Origin of the sequence: Roseococcus pinisoli, assembly GCF_018413645.1 — a bacterium.
Taxonomy (GTDB): domain Bacteria; phylum Pseudomonadota; class Alphaproteobacteria; order Acetobacterales; family Acetobacteraceae; genus Roseococcus; species Roseococcus pinisoli.
Genome location: NZ_JAHCDA010000001.1, coordinates 250,277 through 275,454 on the forward strand (window position 1 = coordinate 250,277; position 25,178 = coordinate 275,454).

The following is a 25,178-nucleotide window of genomic DNA, read 5'->3' on the forward strand; positions in this document are numbered from 1 at the left end:
GGCCGCGATCCTAGATCCAGAGCTTCCCGCGGATCGCGCGCACCAGGTCGCCAACCGCCCAGTACAGCCAGGTGCTTCTCCCCGCCTCGACGCGGGCGCTGCCCTCCGTGCCGGCGCGCAGCATCGCCAGGTCGTTGCCCGGATCCAGCTCCACGATCGCGCGGACCACGTTGCGGCCCTGCACCACCTCGGTCGTGGGGCGTATCCGCTCGATGGTGGCCACGATCCGCAGGCTCGGGTCGGAGGCCGGCAGCAGGCGGACGCGGGCGCCCACCTGAAGCCGCCGCGCATCCCGGTCCAGCACCAGCACATCGGCGCGCATCCGGTCCGTGGGCGCGACCTCGAACAGCACCTGGCCCCGCATCACGAACTGGCCGGCATAGCGACGCAGATCGCCCGAGACGACAACGCCGCTGAGGGGGGAACGGATGCTGGCGGCGTCGATGCGGTGCTGCAGCAGCGCCACCTGCGTTTCCGCCCGCTCCGCCGAGAGCAGGGCCAGCTGCTCGTTGGCGGGGTTACCGCGCGCACGGGCGATATCGGCCTCGCGCCGGTCATTGGCCGCGCGGGACACCGCCGCCGCGTGCTCGAGCTGCAGATCGCGGGTGGAAAGCCGCGCCAGCAAGGTGGTGTCCGCCTCGACGCGGTCACCGGGCTCGACGGCCACCTCGTCGAGCAGCGCGTCGAAGGGCGCCGTCACGATCCGCTGCTCGGTGGGCGCCAGGATGAAGGGCGCATTGATCTCGTCGGTGGTCGGCCAGACGCCTGCCACGACCACCAGCAGCGCCAGGGCCGCCAACAGATGCCGCGTGCCGATGCCCTTCCGCCTGGCCCGGCGCTGCATGGCGGCGAGGGGCGCGAGGCCATCGGCGATGCGCGCCAGGAGGTCCTTCGGCGGCAGCGCGCCGTCGCTTTCCACCAGCAGGGCCATGGCCCCGGTCGCGACGCCCAATCGCGGGGCGGCCTTGCCCTCCGGCTCCGGCGTGGTCCCGGCATCCAGCAGGGCCTCGAGCTCGCCGCGCAGCCGCCGCGCGAGGTCGGAGGCCAGCGCGATCTCCTGCTGGTCGGAAACGCCGATGTCCCGGATGCGGCCGGAAGCTACCACGCCGATCGCGACGCGCCTGACGCGGAGCAGGTCCGCCAGGCCCGTCGCGGCGCGGTGCAGCGCCACAGGGCGATTGGGGGCCCCGAGCGCCGCCGGAAGAACGGTGCCGAGCACGGCCGCCACGCCGGCGCGTGCCCCCGCCTCGGCCGCCGCGACGAATCCCGCCACCAGCTGCAGGCGCTCGCGCGTCAGCGCCGCGTGCAGGGGATTGGCGATGCGCAGCCGGATCAGCAGGGCGCCGCCGGCTGCCGGCAGCGCGAAGAGCGTGGGCTGGCCCGGCCCTTCCTCGACATGGCGGACGGCGCCGGCGGCCAGGGCCAGGGCGGCGGCCTTTTCCCAGGCCTCGGTAAGCGCAACGCCGGCCGCCGCGGGATGGGCCGCGAGCATCGTGCTGCCCAGCAGCACCGCGCCGGCCTCGGCATTGGTCAGGTCGGCGGCGAAGCGCAGCAGCACGGCCGGCCAGTCCGGACGGCCGGCGGCGGCCCGCAAATTGTCGAGGACAAGGGCGAGCTGGTCGGAGGGCTGCTGGTCCATCAGCTTTCCTTGCGCAGCGCGGCCGGCGTCAGCATCGCTTCGACGCCGGCGGGAATCGCCTCGTCGGGATTCTCGATGACGAAGACGGTGCGGAACCGGCCGGAGGCGGCATCCATGAGCAGGTCCAGAAAGCGCAGCGTGGCCCGCACCTCGCGGTCCACGGGCGCGAGCAGCCGCAGCTCGTATTGCCGTCCTGTCCGGAGATAGGGAAAGGCGGCGGCGGGCATGTAGAGCGTCGCCTCCAGGGTGCGCAGATCCGCGATGGTGATCGGGCGGTCGCTTCGGCTGAGGGGCGAGCCGACGCCGGTGTCGATCTTGAACACGCGGCCGTCGAAGGGAGCGCGGATCTGGTACTGCTCGATCACCGAGAGCTCCACCTCCAGCCGCCGCCGGTCGAGCCGGCGCCGATCCTGCGCCACCTGGACCGCGGCACGGGCGACGGCAAGCCGGGCATTGGCCTGCCGCAGCTCCCATTCCATGGCACCGCCGCGTCCCACCGCGCTCGACACGCGGGAGGCCTGGGCCTGGGCCTCGGTGGCCTGGGCCTCGGCCTGGAGCACGTCACCCTCGGCTTCGGCGGCGCTGCGCGCCTGCGCGATGCGTTGGGATTGAACCGTATCGTCAAGCCGCAGGACGGGCTGACCTTCCCGCACCCGATCGCCCTCGGCCACCATGATCTCGCGGACCGTGCCGTCGAGGAGCGGGCCGAGCTGGGCGATGTCCCGTGCCTTCGTGACGCCGCGGACGGCCTCGAAGCCCGGCGACGTCTGCGCGGAAGCGGCCGTGGCGGCGAAGGGCAAGGCCAGGAGTGAGCGTCGGAGCGGTGCAATCACGGGGACTGAGATTCCATCAAATGGCCAGGCGCCGGTGCAGGGCACGCTGCCCCGCCCGCCAGAGCTGCGTCACCAGCGGGCTGGGCGGCAGGGCGACGAGCGCCTGCACCCGGCTGCCGTGGAGCGCCGCGACGTCCGACTGGGCAAAGGCCCGCAATTCGAAAATCCGTTCGACCGGAACGGGTTGGCCCCGCGGCCCGGCCCGGGTGGCGATCGGCCCGCCGGCCTCCTGCGACAGTGCCGCGGAGGGCAGCTCGTCGCGCGCCTCGGGACGGGCGCTCGCCACCCGCGCCGTGAAGGTCGCCACGGTGCCTCCCCATTCGCGGATCGGCAGCTCGGTGCCGTCGGTCACGGCGTTGAGCACGGAGGCGCCCGTTTGCTGATCGAGCACGAGGCGAATGACGGCCGGCGCCGCCAGCGGAACGAGCACGCCCAGCGGATCACGATCGTCGCGCCGGACCCATGCTCCGCGCAGCCCCAGCGCCTTGCTGGGCTCCCAGAAGGCCGGCTGTGCCGTGACGACCTGCCAGCGCGCGATCTCGGCGCGCAGCTCCTGCTGCTGGCGCCGGTTGGCGGCGTCGCGCGCCTCGATGCCGTCCAGCAGACCAGGATTTTCGACGGTGGCCCGGCGCCGCTCCAGGTCCAGCGTCCGGGCTTCCAGCTCGAGATGCTGGAGGGTGCGCAACGCGTCCGGATTGCGCAGCGTGATCAGCGTCTCCCCGGCCGCGAGCGGGCCCGCGGGCGCGACCTCCGTCACCATGCCGTCGACCCCTGCGAAGATCTGCCGGGCGCCTTCGCGCTCGAGCGTGCCGGCGACCACGATGCGATCCGGGATCGGAATGAGGCAGGCGGCCGCCCCGATCCCGAGCAGCAGCGTCGCGACGATGGTCGCCACGCACGGCTTCTCCCTCAGCGCGAGGCTCATCTGCACGGTCGGGATGACGACGAACAGCAGCAGGATCAGCAGGACGGCCCCGGCGCCCAGGACGAAGTGCAGGCCATAGGCGATCCAGATCACGCCCAAGTAGATGGTCCAGCGATAGAGCGAGGACCCCACGAACCAGAGCGCCGGGCGCCAGCTTTGCCAGGCCTCGGCGGGTCCCTGCCCAAGCACACGGAGCGCGATGTCGCGGGCCGCGAGACGCCCCCGCTGCTGGAGATTGTGGATGCCCAGCAGGTCCGACATCACGTAGTAGCCGTCGAGCCGCACCAGCGGATTGGCGTTGAAGAGAAGCGACGAGACACCCACGACGAGCACGGTCTGGAACAGGATCTCCCGCCCCCAGCCCGGCGCGGCATAGGCCCAGAGGATCGCCGCGATGGCCGCGATCAGCCCCTCGACATAGATGCCCGCCGCCCCCACCAGCGCCCGCCGCCAGGGCGAGGCGACCATCCACATCCCGCTCACATCGACGTAGGGCGCGGGCATCATGAACATCAGCGAGATGCCCGAGCGGAAGACATTGAGGCGCTCGCCCTCGGCGGCCGCCATCCGCTGCGCCGCGACAGCGTGTCCCGCCTCGTGGAGCACCTTGATCAGCGTGAAGACGACGAAGGCCTGTACGGCGTCGAGCGCGCCGAATTCGGACAGGCCGCGCATGCTCTCGAGCACGTCGGGCGCGCGGATGAACCAGAGCGCGGTCGCCGTGCCGGCCAGCGCCAGCCAGATCATGAAGCCCCAGGACGTGAACAGCCAGCCGAGGGCAGGCCGGAACACGCCGAGCAGGCGGCCGAGATCACCCAGGTCGAACCGCTTGTAGGTCAGGCCGCGCAGGGCATGGAGCGGGCCGGACGGGGGCGGACGGGGCGGCAGCCTCCGCCCCGGCACGCGCAGCACGCCCTGGCTGATGAGATTGGCGACCCCCTGCACGAGCTCGACATCCTGCGGGGCATCGGCCGCTGCCGCGGGCATCATGGCCACGGCCTCGGCCACGCTGCGCCGGCCGTCCAGGAGGCCGAGCAGCGCATAGAGGCGCGGATGGAGGCGCATGTAGCGCTCGGCCAGCGGGGCGCGCACGATCCAGGACGGCCTTCCGCCCAGCACGAGGCGGCGGGCGGCCATGTCCGGATTGACCACGGGGCAGAGCTCGGCGACCGATTCCGTACCCGGAAGCGGCGCTCCTGCAGCCGCGCTCATGTCGGCGTCATCCGGCCGGCGTCATCGCTCCAACGGCCGGTCAAGACACGGGCCCGCGGCATTCGGGGCAGCGGACCCGCGCTCATGTCAGAACACGAAGTCCACGTGCTGGCCGGCATCGCCCCGGCAATAGCCGGTGCCGCCGCCGTCGATGCGGCGGGCGGGGTTGAGGATGGCGAAGCGGCACTCCAGCGGCGCGCGCTCCGGCGACAGAAGCTGGCCCACGAGGAAGGCGCCGCGGGTCGGCGCCGCCAGCGAATCCGGCCCGCCGATGCCCGGCGGCGCGTCGGCCGGCGTCAGCTGGCCGGCATAGACGGTGCCGTCCGCCAGGCGCACCTCGACCAGCGGCTGCTCGGCGCCGGGGGCGGTGATGCGGGCCGTGACGGCGCGTGCGGGGCTGGTCGGCGTCTGCACTTCGGCGCCGCTGATGGTGATCGTCCGCGGGGCGCAGGCTGCCAGGGTGCAGGTCAGCAGGGCGGCGGCGAGAAGTGACTTTCGATGGCGGGACATGTTGGCGCTCGACTGTTCGGGGAATGGGGTCAACGCGACGCCGGCTGGACGGCGCCAGCTCCGGGCCGCGGGGTCTCCGGCGCACCGCGGCGGGCGACGTAGGCCGGGCCGCGATTGGCGTCGTCGATGCGGCGTACGTCGATCTGCTCCAGGGCGGTGAAGGTTCCGGCCACGCGCTGAAGCTGCACGAAGGCCAGCGTATAGGCCGCCTGGGCGGTAGCGGCGGCTTCCTCGGCCGCGGTCAGGCGATCCTGGGATTGCAGCAGCCGCTCCAGCGCGTCCGCGCCGCCGGCGGGGAAGGTGCCTTCCTCGAAGCGCGTCCGCTGGACGCGGATATCCGCCTCCGCGGCCTGGACCGCCGCGGCGCGCGCGCCGACCTCACGATAGGCCACGCGGTACTCGTTCAGCGTGACCTCGGCCTCGGTCACGATGGTGGCCAGCACGGCGCGCGTCTGGCTTTCCGCCTGCCGCGTCTCGAGACGGCGCCGGCTGAGCCGGGCGCGCGCGTCGTCGCTGCCCAGCGGGACCTCGAACCGGAAGCCGAAGACGCCGCCGGGCGTGTCCGCTTCCCGGCGCGCATCCGTGAAGGCCTCTCCGAAGCGGCGATCGCCGGCGCGGCCGCTCATATTGCCCTCGACGATGATGTCGAGGCGGGGCAGCGCCTCGATCTGCGCCTGGCCCTCACGCAGGACCGACGCGCGATGCTGCAGGAAGGCCTGCTGCACCTCGGGGCGATAGGCCACCGCGGTCACCATCACGCTCTCCAGGCGCTGCGCCTGGAAGTCGCGCAACGGCCGGTCCGTCGGCACCAGCTCGCCGAAGCGATCGCGCTCCAGGCGGGGATCGTTGACCAGGCCACGCAGCCGGGCCTCGGCGTTGCGCACGGCGGCGCGGGCGCGCAGCACATCGGCCTCGCGCGTGGTCACCGCGGCGCGGGCGCGGATGGTCTGGTCCAGGCCCGCATCGACGCCGCCACGCCCTTCCAGGCGGGAGACGAGCGACTGCGTCGCGCCGAGCAGCCTTTGCCGCTGCTGGTACTGCACCCGCGTCAGCCACAGCGTCCAATAGGCGCGCGCCACTTCGCTGAGATGCGATTCCATCTGCCGCCGGAACTCCGCCACGGCGGAGCGGGAATCGAGACGCGCGACCTCGTGCAGGCTGCGCGTGTAGTTGGTGCCCGATTCACGGAGCAGCGGCTGCACCACGGTGATGAAGGTGCGCGAGCTGGCCTGGGCGCGCGGGTTGTAGAAGGTGCTGTTGGTCGAGAAGTTCGAGAAGCGCTGCCCGACCGTCACCTCGCCGCCGGTCTCCGCCCGCTGGCGCAGGCCGAATTCCACCACGCGCTCACGCTGGATGAGGCGCGCCGCACCGCCCGTCGTCGCCAGGCTCTGCGTCGGCTCGTTGATATTGGCGTAGCGGCCTTCCGCGTAGAAACGCGGGATGAAGCGGCCGGCGACCTCGCGCTCAGTGGTCTCGCGGATGGCCGGCAGGTCGCCGAAGCTGCGCATCTGCTGCGAGTACAGCATGGCGCTGTCGTACATGAAGCCGAGGCCGATCGGCAGCGCGCGCTGGCCTTCTTCCGTGGGCGTGGTGGCGCCGCGCATCCACCAGGGCGCGAAGCGGACGGCGCGTTCGCGGTCGCGCGCCGAAGGCTCCTCCGTCGTGGACGGGCGATAAAGCCCGCGGATTTCACTGCCGACCTGCTCGCGAAAGCGAGCGTCGATCGTGTCCACGTTGACGATCGCGTTGTTCGAGCGGTCGGTGAACCAGCCCTGCGCCAGAACCTGTCCGGCGGAAAGCATGATGGGAGCGGCCAACAGAGCGGTACGCAGGCAATTCAAGGTCGTAACCCCCAGGATCGGATAGCGTTCGGCGTCATCGGCTCGTGCTCCCGGCCAAGGGGCCGCTGGAGAGAAGCTCGCCGGTGAAGCGATTGAAGGCGAAGGAGAACGGATGCGCCGCCGCCGCGGCATGGCCGCGCAGCATCCCGCCCGCCGTCGAGCCGGCGGCGCCGTCGACAAGCTTGACGAAGGCGCCGGGATTGCTGGTGTCGCCGAAGGCGACGCGGGTGTTGCCGGGCGCATCGCCCAGCGGGCCTGCGCCGTTTCGGGTGATCGAGACCTGCACGTCGAACGGACGGCCGTCGAGGTCGTCGCGGAGCGGAATCTCCTGCCGATCGCCCGTGGGCACCAGGCGTTGACCGAGATCGCGGAACAGCCGCGTCGCCGACAGGTAGTCGTCGGTGTTCGGCAGATCGCCTGGGAAGCCGACGGTGCGCGGGAAGGCCGCGATCCAGTTGCCGCCCGCATCGGCCATGCGGCTGGTCGAGGCGATGATGCTGCCCTGCCAGTCCCGCAGGCTGATAACCAGCGTGCTGCCCGGATCTGCCGTGCCGCTATAGATCGGCTCCGACCGGTAGCCCCGGAAGAAGTTCGTCAGGCGGTCGTCCCAGCCGATGATGTCTTGCAGGCCGCCCGCCCGCGCGGCGGGCTGGCCGGCGGCCACCAGGATCTCCTTCTGGTCGGCCGCCGCCATTCTGAGCTCGCCGCCCAGATCGCCACCCTGGGGCCTGCCCGGGAAGCTGTCGGCCGTGAAGCTGGCGGCATTCGTCGCGCGGCCGTCATTCGGCACATTCGTGACCAGCGCCTTGTAGGTGACGGTCACGACCTGATGGAGCGCGAGCTCCGGCACGATGATGCGGATGCCGCCGCCGACATACTCCACCACGGCGCCGGAGACGCCTTCCACCACGACGCTGCCGGCGACGATCGACAGGAAGCCCGGCATCGCATCGTCCCGGATCACGAGATCGTAGGCGCCGGCGCTGGAGGCATCGGTGTGGCGGATCCGCAGCGTGTAGCCGACCTCCTGTCCGATGATGGCGAAGGGTTTGTCGACGCTCTTGTCGATCGCGAGCGCGGGCGCCACGACATCGACGGCCGCCGAGACGGGCGGCAGGATCACGCCGGCATCGACCACCTCGAGCTGCGCGGAATTGGCCGGCTGCGCGCCCGGCGGCAGCGCCCCCGCATCCAGGCGCGCCCGAACCTCGATGACGATCTGATCCGCCGCGCCCTGCGGCGTGTTGTCGGCCCGCGTGACGAGCGTGCCGAAGCCGAAGACCACGATGCGGCCATTGAGGGTCCCGGCGTCACCGACGGCCAGGTTGCCGCCGCTGACGTTGCCGCCGATCGACACGATGCCGGAGGAAATATAGGTGAAGCCGGCCGGCAGCAGGTCCCGCAGGATCAGCGTGGTCGAGCCTTCCTGCAGCGTGATGGTCAGGCGCCAGGTCACGGTTTCGCCGGGCGACACGTCGGCCAGGTTCGGATCGAACTGGCCGTTGGTGGTACCGGGATTGTCCGTGTCGGCGACGACCTTCGTCAGCGTCGGCAGCTTGGTCGAGATGGAGACTTCGTTGCTGTCTTCCCCGCTGGTCGCGACGTTCGGGTTGGTCCCGCCCGCGCCCGGCCACCCGTCCGGATCGACCGTGGGGGCGCTGCCCCAGCTGACCGAAGCCTGATTGTCCACCGTCGTGCCGCTGGCCTGCAGCTCCGAGACGACGCCCGTGAAGGAAATGATGGCCACCTGGCCGACATCGAGCTGCGGGATGATCACGGTCACCGCGGTATCACCCGGGGCGCTGCCGCTGATGATCTGCACGCCCGCAACCGGCACGCCGTTCACCGTGACGACCACATTGCCGCCGGAGACCAGCTGCAGCAGCGGGTCGGTAACGACGACGTCGAAGGCGACGGCGTTCGAGTTGTTGGTGACGGTGAGCGTGTAGACGATCGCGTCATTGCCATCGACGGGACCCGTCGTGTCCGCCGCCTTGATGATGGTGAGCGTGGGCGTCACGATGTCGGAGACGACCGTGTCGACCTGGCTTCCCTCCTGGCCCGCCAGCTCGAAATCCAGGGTCGCCCCCTGGCTCAGCCCGCCCTCGCCGGCCTGCACATCGGCCCGCACGCGGCCGATCACCTCGATGACGATGCGGTCCCCCGCGCCCGGCAGGGCGTTGTCCTGCAGGCCGGTCACCGTGCCGAAATTGAAGCGCAGCACGCCGCCAACCATCACGCCCGCATCGCCGACGCCCAGGCCGACGACGGTGAGATCGCTCCCGATGCTCACGATCCGCGAGGAGATCAGGTCCAGCAGCCCGCCGGCCATGTCGTCGCTGACGACGACGCCGTTCGTCGCGCCCTGGGGCAGGGTGATGACGATCTGGTAGCGCACCAGCTCACCCGGGCTCAGGTCGCGCAGGTTGGGGTTGTAGGCGATGCTGTCCGTGGGATCTCCGCCCGAGATCACGGAGCTTTCTTCCAGCGTCTTGTCGAGGCCGGGCACCAGCGGCACCTGCGTGCTGTCCTCGTCCGTGCCGGCCTCGCCGCCCTCGCCGGGATTGCTGTCCCAGGAGAGCGTGGCCGTGTTGTGCAGCACAGCGGCGACCGGCGCATCGTCGGCAACCCGGACCTTGAACTTGATGACCACCGTCTCGCCGAGCTTCAGGCTGTCGAGCGAGATGCCGATCGTATTGTCGCCGGCATTGTTGCCCGCGGTGACGCTGCCCGCGGTGGTGGTCACGCTGCCCGGGATCAGGATCAGCCAGGGCGCCGCATCGGCCAGCAGGTCCTGCACGAGGATGTCGTAGGCCGCGGCGGTCGAGGCGGCGGCGTGCGACAAAGTGAGGGTGAACTCGCCCTCCTGGCCAGGGCGGAGGAAGCCGGCCGGCCCTTCCTTCTGGATCGTCAGGACCGGCGAGACGACGACGATGTCCTGATTGTCGGTCACCGAACGGTCGTCATCCCCGTCCGGCGTCAGCACCGCCACATTGGCGAGCGGGTCCGCCGGCGCGTCGTCGCGCAGGCGGGTCACGATCTCGACGATGATCGTGCCGTGATCGGGATCGCCCGGATTGTGCACATAAGTGCCGAAATTGAAGGTGATCACGCTGCCGGTAATGGTGGGCGTGACGTTCGGACCCTTGACGATCCGGTAGGAAACAAAGTCGAAGCCCACGGGGATGCTGTCCGTCAGCACCAGCTCCTGCGTGCCGTTGCCGACCGTCGCGGTAAGGCGATAGGTCACGCTCTCGCCGCGCGCGACGTCGTTGCCCGCCGTGTCCTCGTTGGAGGTGGCGATGATCTCCTTGGTGAGGGAGTTGACGGTAATGATGTCGACCGTCGCGTCGTCGTCGCCCGTGTAGTTGTTCCCGTTCGTCGGCGCGGTGTTGTAGTCGATACCCGCGGTGTTCACGACCTGATCGCCGTTCCGCAGCGAGCCCTGCAGGAGGACCTGGTAGGTCAGGACGATCGGGCCATCGTTCAGGCCGTAGACGCCCGGAAGGGTCAGGACGACCTGGCCGCCCTCCTCGCTCACGCTGCCGCGCGTCGTGGAGGCCGAGCCCGCTACGAGCACCGCGCCGGTCGGCAGCAGATCCTGCAGGATCGCGCCATAGGCCGCGGAGGTGGAGGTCGTGGCATGGTCGATCGTGACGGTGTAGGTCACCGTGTCGCCGGGTTTCGCGGTCGTGACGTCCGCGACCTTGTCGATGGTGAGCACGGGCGTCACCAGATCGATGACGGCGGTCGCATTGTCGGTCTCGAGTCCGGGCTGTCCCTCGCCTGGGCCGAAGGTCTGCACCTCGGCATCGTTGGCGTAGGTCGTGCCGGCGGCGACGTCCTTCGCCGCCGTCAACCGCGCCGTGATCAGGATGACGATCTCGTCCGACGCGTTGCGCACATTGTCGCCGGCGTTCACCACCGTGCCGAAGTCGAAGGTGATGGTCTGGCCGGAAGCGGAGCCGCTGGCCCCGATGCCGAGCACGCTGCCCGTGATGCCGCCGAGACTATCCACCGAGGAGGAGAGATAGGTCAGCCCGGGCGCCAGCATGTCGCTCACGACCAGCCGCTGCGTGCCCTCGCCGAGGCTGATCACGAGACGGTAGGTGACCGTCTCGCCGGCCGCGACATCGGGGTTCAGCGGGTCGAAGGCGTCGCTGCCCGTCTCGTCGAGGGAGGTGCTGACAACGGTCTTCGTGATGGTCGGCGTCAGCGCGACGAGATGCGTTTCCGAATCGCTGAGCTGCGGTGCCCCGCGGTCATCAGGCCCATCCCCCGCGAGACTGTCGTAGTCGAGGGTGGCCGTATTGGTCAGCGACTGGCCCGGCGTCACGCTGTCGAGAAGGACGGCGCGATAGACGATGGTGATGGGCGCATCGCCCAGCAGCAGCTTGGGCAGCGTCAGCGTCACGACGCCGCCCACATGGGAAATCGTGCCGACCGAGGAGGTCAGGCTGCCATCCACGAGCTGCATGCCGGCGGGCAGCACGTCGCTCAGGTTGAGGTCGTAGGCTGGGCCGCTATTCGCGTCCGCATGGCTGATCGTGATCGTGTAGGAGATGGCCGCGCCGGCATCGAGCGGCTCGCCCTCCGTCACCGAGGAGGTCTTCTCGATCACCAGCCGGGGCTCGACGACCTCGGCGCTCACGCTCGCGCGGTCGGTCTCGACGCCGTTGACCGATACCGCGCCGGTATTGGTCAGCACCTGGCCGCCGACATTGGCCACATGATCCACCACCCGCGCCTTCAGGCGGATGACGATCTGGTCCTCCTGTCCGACGACCTGGTTGTCGGAGGTGTTGCGGACATGGCCGAAGCTGATGAGGACAGAATCGAGATTGCCGTTGCTTCCGGTGTCGGTGACCGTAACGCCCGGGTTCAGAAGATTTTGCCCGTTCACGCCGATCAGGCTGCCGCCGATGCCCACGCGGATGACCTCGAGCGAGCCGGCCACGTATTCCAGGCGGCCGCCCTGGCCGGCCAGGTTGGCGTCCGGCAGCAGGTCGAGCAGCGAGAGGTTGAGGCTGTCGCCCTCCGGCAGGGTGATGACGAGCTCGTAGGTAACCTCCTCGCCGATCGACAGGTCGTCCAGCGTCGGGTCGTAGAGGTCCTTGTCCGTGTCCGGGTTGGAGGTGACGACGATGGTCTTGGAGAGGGTGGGCGTAAGGACCGTCACCAGGGCGTCGTCATGGCCGCTGTACTGCCGCTCGTCGGGCGAGCTGCCGGGCAGGCTGTTGCCGGTGTAGTTCGCCGTGTTCGGGATGGAGGCACCGGCCTCGGCCGTCGCCACCAGCCGTGCCTTGAAGGTGATGGTCAGGGTCTCGCCCACCGCCAGCTGGGCGAGGGTCACCCGGATGCTGGTGTCGCCGACCGTGTTGCCCGTCACGACGGAGGCCACCGCCCCGGACACCACCACGGAGCCCGCCAGGAAGGTCGCGTTGGGCGGCAGCTGGGCGAGGCTGTCCAGGACCTCGAGATCGAAGGCCGTGGTGGCGTGGCCTCCGGCGCCGTCGTTCTTCAGCGTGATGGTGTAGGTGAGCTCCTCATTGGCGCCTGCCCGCTCGGGCGTCACCGTCTTGGTGAGCGTCAGATCCGGCTCGACGATCTCCACGGAAGCGGAATCGGACCAGGTCACCCGCGGGCCGCCATTGGGGTCGTCGATGCTGAGCGTGGCGTTGTTGGTCAGCACCTCGCCGCTCTTATTGGCCGCCACATCCAGCACGCGCGCGACGATCTCGATCACCACGCGGTCATTCGCGTTGACGATATTGTCCCAGGCGTTCGTCACGTCGCCGAAGTCGAAGGTGATCGTGTCCCAGACGCCGTCGCCGTCCCGGTCGGCCAACGTGCCCGTCTGGCCCACGGCGAGTCCTGCCCCACCACTGAGGTTGCCGCCGACGCTGATGATCCGCGCCGAGACGTAGCCCAGGAGGCCGTCGCTACCGGCCGGCAGCAGGTCCTCCAGCCGCACATTGCCCGCCTTCCCTTCAGGGAAGGTCACGGTGACGTGGTAGGTCACCATCTCGCCGATGGCGAGGTCCGTCACGTCGGGATTGCCGGCGCCCGTGCCGGTGAAGTCGTGGCTCGTCTCGAAGACGATCTTCTCGAGGCTCGGCGCCGCGGTGATGACGCGCGCGCTGTCCGAGGCATCCTGCGCCGAGATGGTCTCGATGCGGTCGTTGCCGCCCTCCACCGCCGCGAAGGAGACGATGCGGGCGGTGTTGTCGAGCTGCGCGTTCGGCACCGACACGTCGTCCGCCAGGACCAGGTCGTAGGTGACGATGACGATGTTGCCGCCATTGCCGGCATTGTAGGTCCCGATGGCGCCGTGGCCCGGAGGGTCGATCAGCTTGATGCCGCCATTGGGATCGAACAGGCCCCCGCCCACGATCTCGTAGTTCAGGACATTGCCGGCACCGTCGGTGATCCTGAGGTTCAGCCCGCCGGCCGGAATCTCGAAGCCCGACGGGAAGGTGTCCCGAAGCAGGACGTCGAAGGCGCCATAGGGGCCCGAGCCCTTGTTCTCGACGGTGAGCGCGAAGGTGACGAGGTCGCCGGCATCGACGCCCGCCAGGTTCGCGTCGATGGCGCCGCCCGCCAGCGCATCGCTGCTGATGACGCCCGTGAAGCGGGGGCCGGAGGAGCCGGGCGCATTGAACTCGACAGGGCCGTTGGAGCCGGAGAAGGTGCCGTCGCCCGTCGTGGCGACCACGCCCTTGGTGATGGATAGCACGGGCTCGCCGAGAACGATCTGGCTCACGGCCGAGTGAACCGTGACGAGGTTGTCCGTCGAGGTCTCCTCGGTGGTCACCATGTTCGTCAGGAACAGGCCGTCGCCGAAGGGGGTGTCCTTCACGCGCACGGTGAAGAGGATCACCAGCTTGGTGTTCTCGTTGTGGTTGCCCAGATCCCCGAAGTCGAAGATCAGCGAGTTCGCCGCGGCATTCCCGGAGATCGAGGGAGTGGCCCCGGTGATGCCGCTGAAAGTATCGCCCATTCCGAACCAGGCCAGGCCGACACCGGGGGCGGCGCCATTGATCGCGTCCACGAAGACCAGCGTGTCGCCCGACACCCCGTCCCCGTTCACGTCCATCGCGCCGAAGATCGGCAGCGGCAGGAAGTCGATGATCCGCAGCCCGTGGGCGCGGGTCAGCGGCAGGTCGACCTCCAGGCGATAGGTCACGCTGTCGCCGGTCTGGATCGGACCTATCGGGCCGCCGACCACGTTCCCGTTGACCGCATAGACCGTCTTGGACACGGTCGCGACGGGCAGCGTGACCCCGGCCCCTGAATCGTCGGTCACGATATGGCCGGTGCCGAGGACCTCGCCGCTCACCGTCACGTCATTGCCGATCACGTCGCCTTCCACGACGTGGTTGGCCCGTTCCTGCTGGACGTAGTTCTCCTCGATCACGCTGCGGAAGGTGATCCGCATCGTGGACTCCCCGGATTCCGACCCGGTGGTGGAATCGGAGCCTAGGGAGGATTCGAGACCCGCATCCCGAAGAACCTTCGAGACATCGACCTGTAGCGTGGTGATGCCGGTCGTGGCGTCCCGCGAGTAGGCATACTGGCCGGCCAGCAGCGCGCCGGTGAAGATCTGCACGCCATTCTCGACGATCACGATGGTCGGCGAGAAGCTGTCGAGGAAGCGCTGACCGTCGGAAAGGACGTCGGTCACGACGAGGTTGTCGATCGCGAAATAGTCCGAGACCTGCCCCTCGATCACCCATTCCAGCTGCGAGCCGGGCCCAGGGGTGCCGCCGCCGACCACGGTGACGGATTTCTGCAGCGCCACCGACTTGGCGTAGATGACGTTCTCGGGCCCCTCGGGGTCGATCGTGACATTCTCGGTGGGGTCGCGGGCGTCCAGCGGCGTCCAGGTGAAATCGAGGCGCGCATTGTTCTCGAGCGCCCGTGGCGCGCCCGTCACGGGATCGAGGACGGCCCCGCCCGAATGGTTCTCCGCGACATAGAAGTCGATCCGAAGCCCAGGCATCGTGCCGCCGCCAACCACGGCCCCGTCGATGACCGCGGTGATGACATTGCCGTTCTGGGTGACCGTGCCCGTGAAGCCGTTGAGGATTTCCCAACCCGTGACCACCACGCCGTCCGGCAGGGTGTCGGTCAGCACGAAGTCGGTGACGGTCTGCCCCGGGGCCAGCTTCGGCGTGATCGTCCAGCTATGCGGATAGGAAGGCCCGGTGGCCGTCTCCTGCTCCGGCCCGTCATAGATCTTGGTCAGGCTGGCGATGATGGGGTTGATGTCGAAGCCCGTCGTCGGGCCAAGAATGGGATGGTCGGTGGTCGGGTTGTTGAGGGGGTCGCCACCGAAGGCGAAGCCGCCCTGCGCCTGGATGTTCAGCGGCACGCCGCGGTCGGCCAGGTTGGAGAGGCCGAGCTCGAGGACGATGTCGGCCGGCGTCTGATCGCCCGTGAAGCTGCCGAAGGGCAGCGTCAGCACCACCAGCGTGGAGCCAGGCGTGCCCGTGAGGATCCGCGCGTTGCCGTTCTGGTCCTTCGCGAAAGGGTGCACCGCCTGGCCGTTCGCGTCGAACTCGATCTGCGTGGCCTGCAGCTGCAGGCCCAGATAGGTCGCCCCCTGGAAGGTGACGCCGTCATCGCCGTCCGGCCCCACACCGGCACCGTCGGCGCCGTTGGTCGGCAGGATGATGTCGATATACGGGGCGTAGCCCACCCCGTCGCCCGGGCCGTCCGGCACATTGTCGAACCGGAGGGTGACATGCGTCGTGTCACCGATCAGCACGTCCTCGGAGCCGTTCGAGATCGTGGCGCCATCCTCGGCGATCACCGTCACGATCGGCTGGGCGGCCAGGAGGATGCGTTCCTCCAGGAGTTCGAAGACCGGCTGGCGGGGGGAAGCGGCCGACGCCGGATTCCAGAGCGAAGCGGAACGCACAAGAAAGTTGAGCATCACTTCCCCAAGAAGCTTCATGCCAATGCATATTTATATAAGTATAATCAGAAGATTACATACGCCGCAACATTTTCAACCAATTGAATATATTGAGCAATTCATATAAGATGTTTTCATGTATGCGTTTTCCGCATGGAATTCAGCGAAGAATGAAAACTCCGCATGCCGTTCGCCGCAGCTCGGAAAATGCCTCCCCGGGGCCAGCTCGCTCCTGAACAACCATGCGTTCCTGACCGTTAACTATTTGATAATATTGATTGTTTTCGATCACGATCCACAGGGCCTTCTTCCACGCGGGAACGATCCGGCCAAAAGGCTCCAGCAACGTAATGTTGCCGTCACATACCCACCTATACGTGAAGATTTCACGGAGGCAATGGTCGCTCGCAGCTTCTTTACAAGGCGCGCCCTGACGAATCCGCGAAGCCGCCGCCCTATGAATGAAGGGCCGCCGCCCCAAATCCGTGGGGCGCATCCCGCGCCCGAAAGCCTCGCCATGACCCTCCTGTCCCGCCGCACGGCTCTGGTCCTCGGCCTGGGTGGTGTCGCCGCCCTTCCCGCCTGGGCCCAGCAGCCCGGCCCCGTCCGCCTCCGCGGCACCATCACCGAGCTCGACGGCAACGCCCTCGGCGTCGCGACCCGCACCGGCCAGCGTCTGGTGGTCCAGCTCGCCGACAACACCCCGATCGCCGCCCTCCGGCGCGTCGCGCTCTCTGAGATCACGACGGGCACCGCGGTCGGCGTCGTCGCCGAGCCCGGCGCGGATGGCGAGCTTCGGGCCACCGCCATCACCGTCCTGCCGCCGGGGATGCGGATCACCGAGCTGCAGAACGCCTGGGACACCGCCCCCAACGCCTCCATGAACAACGGCCCGGTCGAGGCCGTGGTGGATAGCGGCGGCGGCCGCGACCTGACCCTGAGCATCCTCGGCCGCCGCGTGCTGGTGCGCGTCCCGGCGGACACGCCGCTGCGCATGCCCATCCCCGCGGCGCGGACGGACCTGGTGCCCCAGGCCCAGGTCTTCATCAATGCGACGCGCGGCGAGGACGGGCGCCTTTCGGCCAGCCGCATCCTCGTCGGCAAGGACGGCGTCGACCCGGTCATCTGACCGCGTCGCGGCCGTCCACCTGCCCTCACGAAGCGGGTGGACGGCACCTCCGGTCTTCGTCATCCTGTCGCGCCCTGCGCTCGGCGGGTCCGGCCCGTCTCGCCGCCGCGGCATCGAACGATGGTCGGAGATTGCTAAGGATGGCTCGTCACGGACGCAGCGCCGCCCGCCCCCATGAGTGACCCGGCGCACCGCGCTCGGACCGGTGGGCCCGCGGCATGATCGGCCTCGTCCGCATCGCCCTGGCGCGGCCTTATACCTTCGTCGTCATGGCGGTGATGATCGTCATCGGCGGCGTGATCGCCGCGATCCGCACGCCGGCCGACATCTTCCCGAACATCCCGGTCCCCGTCGTCGCCGTGTCCTGGACCTTCAACGGCCTCTCGGCCGAGGACATGTCCGGCCGCATCCTCACACCCTACCAGCGCTCCCTGACCACGACCGTCAACGACATCGAGCATATCGAGGCGAACGCGCTGCCGGGCATGGGCATCGTGAAGGTCTTCTTCCAGCCGGGCGCGGATGTGCGCCTGGCCAATGCGCAGATCACCGCCATCTCGCAGACCCTGCTGCGGCAGCTGCCGCCGGGCGCCACGCCGCCGCTGATCCTGAACTACAACGCCTCTACGGTACCGATCCTGCAGATCGCCCTCGCCGGCCAGGGGCTGAGCGAGCAGCAGCTCTTCGACCTCGGCGTGAACTTCATCCGCCCGCAGCTGGTGACGGTGCCGGGCGCCGCCATGCCCTTCCCCTTCGGCGGGCGCACGCGGCAGATCCAGATCGACATCGACCCGCAGGCCCTGCAGTCCAAGGGGCTTTCGGCCCAGGACCTCGCGGCCGCCATCGCGGCGCAGACGCAGATCACCCCGGCCGGCTTCGTGAAGATCGGCGAGTATCAGTTCAGCCTCACGCTCAACAATGCGCCCGGCACGGTGGCCGAGCTGGCGGCGCTGCCGATCCGCACCGTCAACGGCGCGACGATCACCATCGGCGACGTCGCGAATGTCCGCGACGGCTCGGCGCCGCAGCAGAACGTCGTGCATGTGGACGGTCAGCGGTCCGTGCTGCTGACCGTGCTGAAGAACGGCGCAACCTCGACCATCAGCATCGTGAACGGCATCCTGGACATCCTGCCGACGCTGCGCCCGGCCCTGCCGCCAAACCTGACCGTCACGCCGCTGAACGACCAGTCGCTCTTCGTGAAGGCGGCGGTCACGGGCGTCGTCGTCGAGGGCGCTCTGGCCGCCGCGCTGACCTCGCTGATGATCCTGCTCTTCCTCGGCTCCTGGCGCTCGACGGTCATCATCGCGACCTCGATCCCGCTGGCCGTGCTGGCCGCGGTCTTCGCGCTGGCCGCCTTCGGCCAGACGCTGAACGTCATGACGCTGGGCGGCCTCGCGCTCGCGATCGGCATCCTGGTGGATGATGCCACCGTCACCATCGAGAACATCAACTGGCACCTGGAGCAGGGCAAGGACGTCCGCACCTCCATCATGGACGGCGCGCAGCAGATCGTCGTGCCGGCCTTCGTCTCGCTGCTCTGCATCTGCATCGTCTTCGTGCCGATGTTCTTCCTGCCGGGGGTCTCGGGCTTCCTCTTCGTGCCCATGGCGCTTTCGGTCGTCTTCGCGATGATCGCCTCCTTCATCCTGTCGCGCACGCTGGTGCCGACCATGGCGATGTACCTGCTGCGGCCGCATGCGGTCGGCCACGGCCACCCGCCGCCGCGCACCCACTTCCTGGGCCGGCTGCAGCGCGGCTTCGAGAACTGGTTCGAGCGGCGGCGCACCGCCTATGGACGGCTGCTGCGCCTCGCCATCACCGCGCGCGGCGCGACGGTGGCGATCTTCCTTATCTTCGCCTTCGGCAGCCTGGCGCTGGTGCCCTTCCTCGGTCGCAACTTTTTCCCCGACGTGGACAGCGGCACCATCGCGCTGCATGCCCGCGCGCCCTCGGGCACCCGCCTCGAGGAGACTTCCGCGCTGTTCGACCGGATCCAGGCCGAGATCCGCCAGCTGATCCCGGCCGATCAGATCGACACCATCGCCGACAATATCGGCCTCTCCTCCAGCGGCATCAACGTGATCTACAGCTCCTCGGGCACCATCGGCCCGATGGACGGGGACATCATCATCAGCCTCCGCCGCGGCGCCGAGCCGACGGCCGACCATGTGCGCCGGCTGCGGCTGGAGCTGCCGCGCCTCTTCCCGACCATGACCTTCTCCTTCCTGCCGGCCGATATCACCAGCCAGATCCTGAACTTCGGCGCCCCCTCGCCGATCGACGTGCAGGTGACCGGGCCGAACCTCGAGGAGAACCAGGCCCATGCGCAGCGCATCCTGCGCGCGATCCGCGGGATCGACGGGCTGGTGGATGCACGCATCCAGCAGCCGGCCAGCAGCCCCTCGCTCCGCTTCATGGCGGACCGCTCGCGCATCAACGCCATGGGCCTCGACACGCGCGACGTCACGACGAGCCTGGCGGGCTCCGTCGCCGGCTCGCTGCAGACGGCGCCGATCTACTGGCTCAACCCGGCCAATGGCGTGACCTATCCGGTCGTCGCGCAGACGCCGGAATACCTGGTGGATTCGATGGAGGAGCTGGAATCCATCCCCGTCACCGGCCCCCGCTCGCCCGAGCCGCAGATGCTGGGCGCGCTGGGCCAGATGGTGCGCGTGAACTCCCAGGCCGTGGTCTCGCAGTACAACATCCAGCCGCTGGTGAGCGTCTATGCCGCGACGCAGGGGCGCGACCTCGGCGCCGTCGCGCGCGACGTGGAGCGCGCGATCGCGAGGCTCGACGCCGAGAAGCCGGCCATCGTGCGCGTCACGCTGCGCGGCCAGTACCAGACCATGAACACCGCCTTCATGGGCATGGGCCTCGGCCTACTGGGCGCGGTGGTGCTGATCTACCTGATCGTCGTCGTGAACTTCCAGTCCTGGTCGGACCCCTTCGTCATCGTCGCGGCCCTGCCCTCCGCGCTCGCGGGCATCGCCTGGATGCTCTTCGTGACGGGTACGCCCCTCTCGGTCCCGGCGCTGACGGGCGCCATCATGTGCATGGGCGTCGCGACCGCGAACTCCATCCTCGTCGTGAGCTTCGCACGAGAGAAGCTGGCCGAGCTCGGCGATGCGCGGGAGGCCGCCTTCGCCGCCGGCATCACGCGCTTCCGCCCCGTGCTCATGACCGCGCTCGCCATGATCATCGGCATGGCGCCCATGGCCTTCGGCCTCGGCGAGGGCGGCGAGCAGAACGCGCCGCTCGGCCGCGCGGTCATCGGCGGCCTCGTGGTCGCCACCTGCGCCTCGCTGATCTTCGTCCCTACCCTCTTCTCCATGGTTCATGGCCGCCGCGCCGTCCGTCGCGGCGCGCGTCCCGAAGGTGTCGCCCATGCCTGAAGCCCCCCTTCCCGACACGACCCGTTCCGATACCGAGGCGATGGGGACGGAAATGGCCCATCCGCGCCGCGTCCTGCTCTTCCTGGCGGTGGGGCTGGCGGGGCTCGGCGGCGTCCTCTGGTTCACCATCTCCTCCCGCCTCGCGGCGCAGGAGAGCCTGCGCGAGGTGACGGCCGCCGCCGCCGTGCCGAGCGTGAACGTGGTGCAGCCGCGCGAGGTCCAGTCCCGCCCCCTCATCCTGTCCGGCCGCTTCGCCGCCTGGGCGGAGGCGCCCGTCTATGCCCGCACCGGCGGCTTCATTCAGCGCCGCCTGGTCGATATCGGCGACCGCGTGCAGGCCGGGCAGCTCCTGGCGGTGATCGATGCGCCGGAGGTCGACCAGCAGCTCGCCGCCGCCACCGCCGCGCTGGCGACGGTCCGCGCCCAGCGCGACCTCTCGGCGCGCACGGCCCAGCGCTGGACCGAGCTCGGGGCGCGCAGCGTCGTCTCCCAGCAGGCGACGGATGAGCGGCGCGGCGACCTCGCGGCCCGCACGGCGCAGCTCACCCAGGCGGAAGCCGAAGTGAACCGGCTGCGTGCGCTCACCGGCTTCACGCAGGTCCTGGCACCCTTTGAGGGCACCATCACCAGCCGCGGCACGGATGTCGGCGCCCTGATCGTCGCGGGCGCCACCAATGCGCAGCCGCTCTTCACCGTCTCGGACACGCGGCGGCTGCGCCTCTATGTGCGCGTGCCCCAGGCCTATACGGCGGCCATCGCCCCGGGCGTCGTCGCGCGCTTCACCGTGCCGGAACATGGCGACGAGACCTTCACGGCGGAGGTGACGCGCTCGGCCGAGTCACTCGACATCCAGTCGGGCGCGATGCTCGTGCAGCTCGCCGTCGACAACTCGGCTGACCGGCTGCTGCCCGGCGGCTATGCGCAGGTGCGGCTGGAGCTGCCGCCCGGGCCGATGGGCGGCCAGGTCCGCATCCCGGCCAGCGCCCTCATCTTCCGGCAGGACGGCACCTCGGTCGCCGTCGTGGACGACCAGGGCAAGGTCGCGGTGAAGCCGGTGCGGATCGCGCGGGACCTGGGCTCCGACCTCGACATCAGCTCGGGGCTGGAGCGCGGCGAATGGGTGATCAACGGCCCGTCCGACGCCATCCGCAGCGGCGACGTCGTGCGGCCCAGCCGGACGGCGCCCGAAAGCCGCTAACCGGCTCCCTCACATGCGCTTGTGGCAGACGGCCTCGATGTTGTGGCCATCGGGATCCAGCACGAAGGCGGCGTAGTAGTCGGGGTGATAATGCGGGCGGAGGCCGGGGCCGCCATTGTCCATGGCGCCTGCCTCCAGCGCGGCCTCGTGAAAGCGGCGGACCATTTCGCGATCCTCGGCGGCGAAGGCCACATGGGTCCGGCTGGGCGGTTTTCCGCTGGGTCCTAGCCAGAAGACGCCGTGCTCCCCGGCGCCGAATCCGGCATAGTTGATGCCGTCTCCCGCGACCAGGCGCATGCGGAGCGGCTTCAGGACGGCTTCATAGAAAGCCTGGGATTTCCCGAGGTCCTGGACGGGAATTCCGACGTGATCGAGCATGGCCTCTCCTCCTGCTCGTCAAGCGCTCCTGGGATCGTGGGGTTGCGTTAGGGGCCGAAGAGGCCGGACGGCGACGATTCAGGCGCGGTGCGCGCGCAGGGCCGTGCGGTTGCGGCGATCCATCATCATCACGGCAACGGGCGCCACGGCCAGTATCGTCATGAACGAAACGACCACCAGATCACTCACAGAAAACAGAATGTCGATCGGCATGGTCGTCTCTTCTCCATCATCATCGGCGCGGGGGCCGGGAACCCGAAAGGCTTGAGATTCATCCTTCGAGACTTTAAGAAACTACCGCGCGCCGTCTGAACGGGGACTGAGTGACCGATTCAGCTTTCATTCATCGACTTGAGGTCCGCCCATGCGCAAGCTTCTGATCCCCGGTGTCGTCGCCATTGCCGCGCTGGCCGGTTTGACCGTTCTCGATCGGGTGATGACCGCCACGGGCATGCCGCGTGTCGAAGCCACCACCCAGGCCACCGAGCCCGAGGCGGCCGCAGCTTCCTCGGAGCATCGCCCCCTCTCGGACTTCGTGCGCGAGGCCGAGCGCCTCTACGACGCCCATGTCATCGAGGCCGAGATGGAGCAGCGGGACGGCCGTCGCGTGGCCGAGCTGAAGATGCTGCCGCCGCGCGGCCGTACCTTCACCATCGAGCTGGACGCGATCACGGCCGAGATCGTCCGGGCCCGCGGCAATGCCGAGGAATTCCGCCGCTAGAGCATCACCCGATCAGATGGAATCATCTGGTCGGGTAAAGATGCTCGAAACAAAAAGGTAGAGCGTTTGCCGTGAGCCTTTGCGAACGGAAAATGCTCTAGAAGATCGTTGCCCGACCGGATGCTTCCAGCCGGTCGGGTGATGCTTCGTCACACGGCGCCGGCCTCACGACCGGTTGGTAAAACGGGCGTTGCCCAGCCCGGTCCCGATCGTCATCACGCCCCAGCGCTCCACATCCTGCATCCGGGGGATCTCGCTCAGCCCCTGCAGCACGGCGTCGTTGTGCATGAGCACGGCCGTCGCGTGGTCGCCGATCTCAGGCAGATGCTCCGTCAGCGCGCGGGGCAGGTTGAAGCGGCTGCTTTCCCAGTTGCCCGGGAGGTTCTGCCCCCCGCGGTCGATGGAGCCGTCCTCCTCGATGATCCCGGGGCAGCCGATGCCGATGAAGGGCGCCAGGCGGCGCTTCTCCTCCTTCGCCTGAGCCACCATGGCGGAGAGCATCTCCGCCATCCGCTCCACCGCCTCCTCTCGGCTGGGCTTGTCCTCGGCATGGGCCCAGACCTCCAGGCCCACGACCTTCGCCTGGGAGAGGTCCTTCTTTTTCTTCAGGTTCAGCTCCACGAGGCCCACGCGGATGTTGGTGCCGCCGATATCCACCGCCAGCAGGCTGTCATGCCCCGCGAAGATCCAGCTCGGCGCCAGATGCACGGCGCCGATCAGCGCCGCCTCGTCCGGCTCGTGCGCGATGGGCAGCAGCTCCACCCCCAGCGCCTCGGCCTTCAGCAGCAACGACGCCCGGCCGATGGCCAGCTGCCCGACCCGGCTGCCGCTCATGCCCCCGCCCACGACGATGCGCTGCGTGTCCTTCCAGCCCTTGAGCTTCAGGAAGCGCCGGGTGACGCCGGCCAGCTCCTGCGCGAACTCCTCCACGACGCCATGGGCCAGCGCAGCGGCCTCCGGCCGCTCGTCGCCCAGCAGCTTCTCGAGCTGGCGCTTGGAGACCTCCTCGGTCGGGGCATCGCCCAGCGGATCGTCGTCGCCGAGCTCGCGGAGCCGGTCGCGCCATTCGTCGAGGATGGCCCAGAAGGCGCGCTTGCTGGCGCGATCGCCGAGGAAGCCCTCGCGGTCGCGCAGCTCGGCATTATAGGCGTCGACGGTGACGCTGGTCAGCGTGGCGGCGCCGTGACCGGCGACGGGCGGCGCGGCGGCCTGTTCGGACATGCGTGGTGGGCTCCCCTGATGGTCAGGCTTGAACGCGGCCGGACGGGGGCGGTTGGCCGCGGCGCCGAAATGACCCTCCGGCAAGGCGGCCAGGTGATCTTCCGCCCTTCCTGCTTGCAACTCGCGCGCGCGCCCATATCCATGAGAGAGTCCCCGGAAAGCTTGGGAGTGCCCCATGAAGGCCGTCGCCTATACCCATTGCCATCCCGTCACCCATGAGGAAGCGCTGGAGGACATGGTCCTCCGCGATCCGCCGGAACCGCGCGGGCATGACCTGCTGATCGAGGTGCGGGCCGTCTCGGTGAATCCGGTGGATGCCAAGCAGCGCGCCGGCGCCGACCCGGCCGGCGAGCCCCGCGTGCTCGGCTTCGACGCCGCCGGCGTCATCGTGGCGCGCGGCCCGGATGCGCATATCTTCGGCACGGGCGAGGAGGTCTACTACGCCGGCGTCATCAACCGCCCCGGCAGCAATGCCCAACTCCAGCTCGTGGACGAGCGGATTGTCGGCCGCAAGCCGCGGAACCTGACCTTCGGCGAGGCGGCCTCGCTGCCCCTCACCGCCATCACCGCCTGGGAAGCGCTGTTCGACCGCCTGCGCCTACCGCGCGGCGGCGCCGATGACGGCGCGGTGCTGATCGTGGGCGGCGCGGGCGGCGTGGGCTCCATGGCCATCCAGCTGGCCCGCCGCCTCACCGGCCTCACCGTCGTCACCACGGCCTCGCGCCCCGAGACCCGCGAATGGTGCGAGAAGCTGGGCGCGCACCACGTCCTCGACCATGCCGGCGACCTGCCGGCCCAGGCCAAGCAGCTGGGCCTGCGGTTCCGCTGGATCTTCTCGACCACCCACACGGTCCGGCACTGGCGCGCCCTTTGCGAGATGGTGGCGCCGCAGGGCGCGATCTGCGCCATCGACGACTTCATGGAGATCGAGATCGGCCGCCTGAAGGCCAAATCCGCCAGCTTCCATTGGGAGAGCATGTTCGCCCGCCCGGTCTACCGGGCCTCGGACCTGCTGGAGCAGCACCGCCTGCTCGACGAGGTGGCGACCCTCGTGGAGGCCGGTACGATCCAGCACACGCTGACCCGGCATCTCGGCCGCATCCAGGCCGCGCATCTGCTCGAGGGGCACGCGCTGGTGGAGAGCGGGCGAATGATCGGCAAGGCCGTGGCCGAGGGCTGGAACTAGATCGCCCCCCTTTTGGGGGCACGCTTTGGCGGCCCTCTAGGGAAGGGCGGCCGAAGGGGCTATCGAC

Annotated in this window: 14 protein-coding genes; 5 read left to right on the top strand and 9 right to left on the bottom strand. The window is 69.4% G+C overall.

Going from position 1 to position 25,178, the window contains the following annotated elements:
• Positions 1-10 precede the first annotated feature (10 nt).
• The 6 genes from KHU32_RS01235 to KHU32_RS01260 all read right to left on the bottom strand — a co-directional run bounded on the left by KHU32_RS01235 (position 11) and on the right by KHU32_RS01260 (position 15,898).
• Positions 11-1,639 carry an efflux RND transporter periplasmic adaptor subunit gene (locus tag KHU32_RS01235; protein ID WP_213668233.1) on the bottom strand — a complete coding sequence of 543 codons (1,629 nt, stop codon included), beginning with the start codon at positions 1,637-1,639 and terminating at the stop codon, positions 11-13.
• Positions 1,639-2,472 (bottom strand): efflux RND transporter periplasmic adaptor subunit, encoded by an 834-nt coding sequence (locus KHU32_RS01240; protein ID WP_213668234.1) that lies wholly within the window; start codon positions 2,470-2,472, stop codon positions 1,639-1,641. Before KHU32_RS01240 ends, KHU32_RS01235 begins: the two co-directional genes overlap by 1 nt.
• Positions 2,473-2,488: 16 nt before the next feature.
• The gene (locus KHU32_RS01245) at positions 2,489-4,609 is read right to left on the bottom strand and encodes a hypothetical protein (protein ID WP_213668235.1); all 2,121 of its coding nucleotides are present in this window, start codon (positions 4,607-4,609) and stop codon (positions 2,489-2,491) included.
• Between the two features lie 87 nt (positions 4,610-4,696).
• Positions 4,697-5,119, bottom strand: a complete 423-nt coding sequence (locus KHU32_RS01250; RefSeq protein WP_213668236.1) for a hypothetical protein — start codon at positions 5,117-5,119, stop codon at positions 4,697-4,699.
• Between the two features lie 29 nt (positions 5,120-5,148).
• Positions 5,149-6,921 (bottom strand): TolC family protein, encoded by a 1,773-nt coding sequence (locus KHU32_RS01255; RefSeq protein ID WP_213668237.1) that lies wholly within the window; start codon positions 6,919-6,921, stop codon positions 5,149-5,151.
• 73 nt (positions 6,922-6,994) lie between these two features.
• A complete protein-coding gene (locus tag KHU32_RS01260) occupies positions 6,995-15,898 on the bottom strand; it encodes an isopeptide-forming domain-containing fimbrial protein (RefSeq protein ID WP_213668238.1) in 8,904 nt (2,967 codons plus the stop codon).
• 499 nt (positions 15,899-16,397) lie between these two features.
• On the opposite strand from KHU32_RS01260, the gene KHU32_RS01265 reads away from it, so the two are divergent.
• The 3 genes from KHU32_RS01265 to KHU32_RS01275 all read left to right on the top strand — a co-directional run bounded on the left by KHU32_RS01265 (position 16,398) and on the right by KHU32_RS01275 (position 21,605).
• Positions 16,398-17,009 (top strand): DUF5666 domain-containing protein, encoded by a 612-nt coding sequence (locus tag KHU32_RS01265; protein ID WP_213668239.1) that lies wholly within the window; start codon positions 16,398-16,400, stop codon positions 17,007-17,009.
• A gap of 218 nt (positions 17,010-17,227) precedes the next feature.
• Positions 17,228-20,407 (top strand): efflux RND transporter permease subunit, encoded by a 3,180-nt coding sequence (locus tag KHU32_RS01270; RefSeq protein WP_213668240.1) that lies wholly within the window; start codon positions 17,228-17,230, stop codon positions 20,405-20,407.
• The gene (locus tag KHU32_RS01275; protein WP_249680471.1) at positions 20,400-21,605 is read left to right on the top strand and encodes an efflux RND transporter periplasmic adaptor subunit; all 1,206 of its coding nucleotides are present in this window, start codon (positions 20,400-20,402) and stop codon (positions 21,603-21,605) included. Before KHU32_RS01270 ends, KHU32_RS01275 begins: the two co-directional genes overlap by 8 nt.
• Before the next feature lie 9 nt (positions 21,606-21,614).
• On the opposite strand, the gene KHU32_RS01280 is transcribed toward KHU32_RS01275, so the two are convergent.
• Complete coding sequence (locus tag KHU32_RS01280; protein WP_213668241.1) at positions 21,615-21,983, bottom strand: VOC family protein; 369 nt, start codon at positions 21,981-21,983, stop codon at positions 21,615-21,617.
• 78 nt (positions 21,984-22,061) lie between these two features.
• The gene (locus tag KHU32_RS23245) at positions 22,062-22,196 is read right to left on the bottom strand and encodes a hypothetical protein (RefSeq protein WP_283770999.1); all 135 of its coding nucleotides are present in this window, start codon (positions 22,194-22,196) and stop codon (positions 22,062-22,064) included.
• A gap of 151 nt (positions 22,197-22,347) precedes the next feature.
• On the opposite strand from KHU32_RS23245, the gene KHU32_RS01285 reads away from it, so the two are divergent.
• Positions 22,348-22,704 (top strand): PepSY domain-containing protein, encoded by a 357-nt coding sequence (locus tag KHU32_RS01285; protein WP_213668242.1) that lies wholly within the window; start codon positions 22,348-22,350, stop codon positions 22,702-22,704.
• Between the two features lie 165 nt (positions 22,705-22,869).
• On the opposite strand, the gene KHU32_RS01290 is transcribed toward KHU32_RS01285, so the two are convergent.
• Complete coding sequence (locus tag KHU32_RS01290) at positions 22,870-23,925, bottom strand: ROK family protein (RefSeq protein ID WP_213668243.1); 1,056 nt, start codon at positions 23,923-23,925, stop codon at positions 22,870-22,872.
• A 175-nt stretch (positions 23,926-24,100) separates the two neighbouring features.
• Between KHU32_RS01290 and KHU32_RS01295 the strand changes: the two genes are divergently transcribed.
• Positions 24,101-25,111, top strand: coding sequence for a zinc-binding alcohol dehydrogenase family protein (locus tag KHU32_RS01295; protein ID WP_213668244.1), 1,011 nt, complete (start codon positions 24,101-24,103; stop codon positions 25,109-25,111).
• Positions 25,112-25,178 lie beyond the last annotated feature (67 nt).

Coding starts and splice junctions, on each gene's coding strand:
- KHU32_RS01235 (WP_213668233.1), bottom strand. CDS start 1,639: ATGGACCAGCAGCCCTCCGACCAGCTCGCCCTTGTCCTCGACAATTTG.
- KHU32_RS01245 (WP_213668235.1), bottom strand. CDS start 4,609: ATGAGCGCGGCTGCAGGAGCGCCGCTTCCGGGTACGGAATCGGTCGCC.
- KHU32_RS01250 (WP_213668236.1), bottom strand. CDS start 5,119: ATGTCCCGCCATCGAAAGTCACTTCTCGCCGCCGCCCTGCTGACCTGC.
- KHU32_RS01255 (WP_213668237.1), bottom strand. CDS start 6,921: ATGCTTTCCGCCGGACAGGTTCTGGCGCAGGGCTGGTTCACCGACCGC.
- KHU32_RS01260 (WP_213668238.1), bottom strand. CDS start 15,898: ATGCTCAACTTTCTTGTGCGTTCCGCTTCGCTCTGGAATCCGGCGTCG.
- KHU32_RS01265 (WP_213668239.1), top strand. CDS start 16,398: ATGACCCTCCTGTCCCGCCGCACGGCTCTGGTCCTCGGCCTGGGTGGT.
- KHU32_RS01270 (WP_213668240.1), top strand. CDS start 17,228: ATGATCGGCCTCGTCCGCATCGCCCTGGCGCGGCCTTATACCTTCGTC.
- KHU32_RS01275 (WP_249680471.1), top strand. CDS start 20,400: ATGCCTGAAGCCCCCCTTCCCGACACGACCCGTTCCGATACCGAGGCG.
- KHU32_RS01280 (WP_213668241.1), bottom strand. CDS start 21,983: ATGCTCGATCACGTCGGAATTCCCGTCCAGGACCTCGGGAAATCCCAG.
- KHU32_RS23245 (WP_283770999.1), bottom strand. CDS start 22,196: ATGCCGATCGACATTCTGTTTTCTGTGAGTGATCTGGTGGTCGTTTCG.
- KHU32_RS01285 (WP_213668242.1), top strand. CDS start 22,348: ATGCGCAAGCTTCTGATCCCCGGTGTCGTCGCCATTGCCGCGCTGGCC.
- KHU32_RS01290 (WP_213668243.1), bottom strand. CDS start 23,925: ATGTCCGAACAGGCCGCCGCGCCGCCCGTCGCCGGTCACGGCGCCGCC.
- KHU32_RS01295 (WP_213668244.1), top strand. CDS start 24,101: ATGAAGGCCGTCGCCTATACCCATTGCCATCCCGTCACCCATGAGGAA.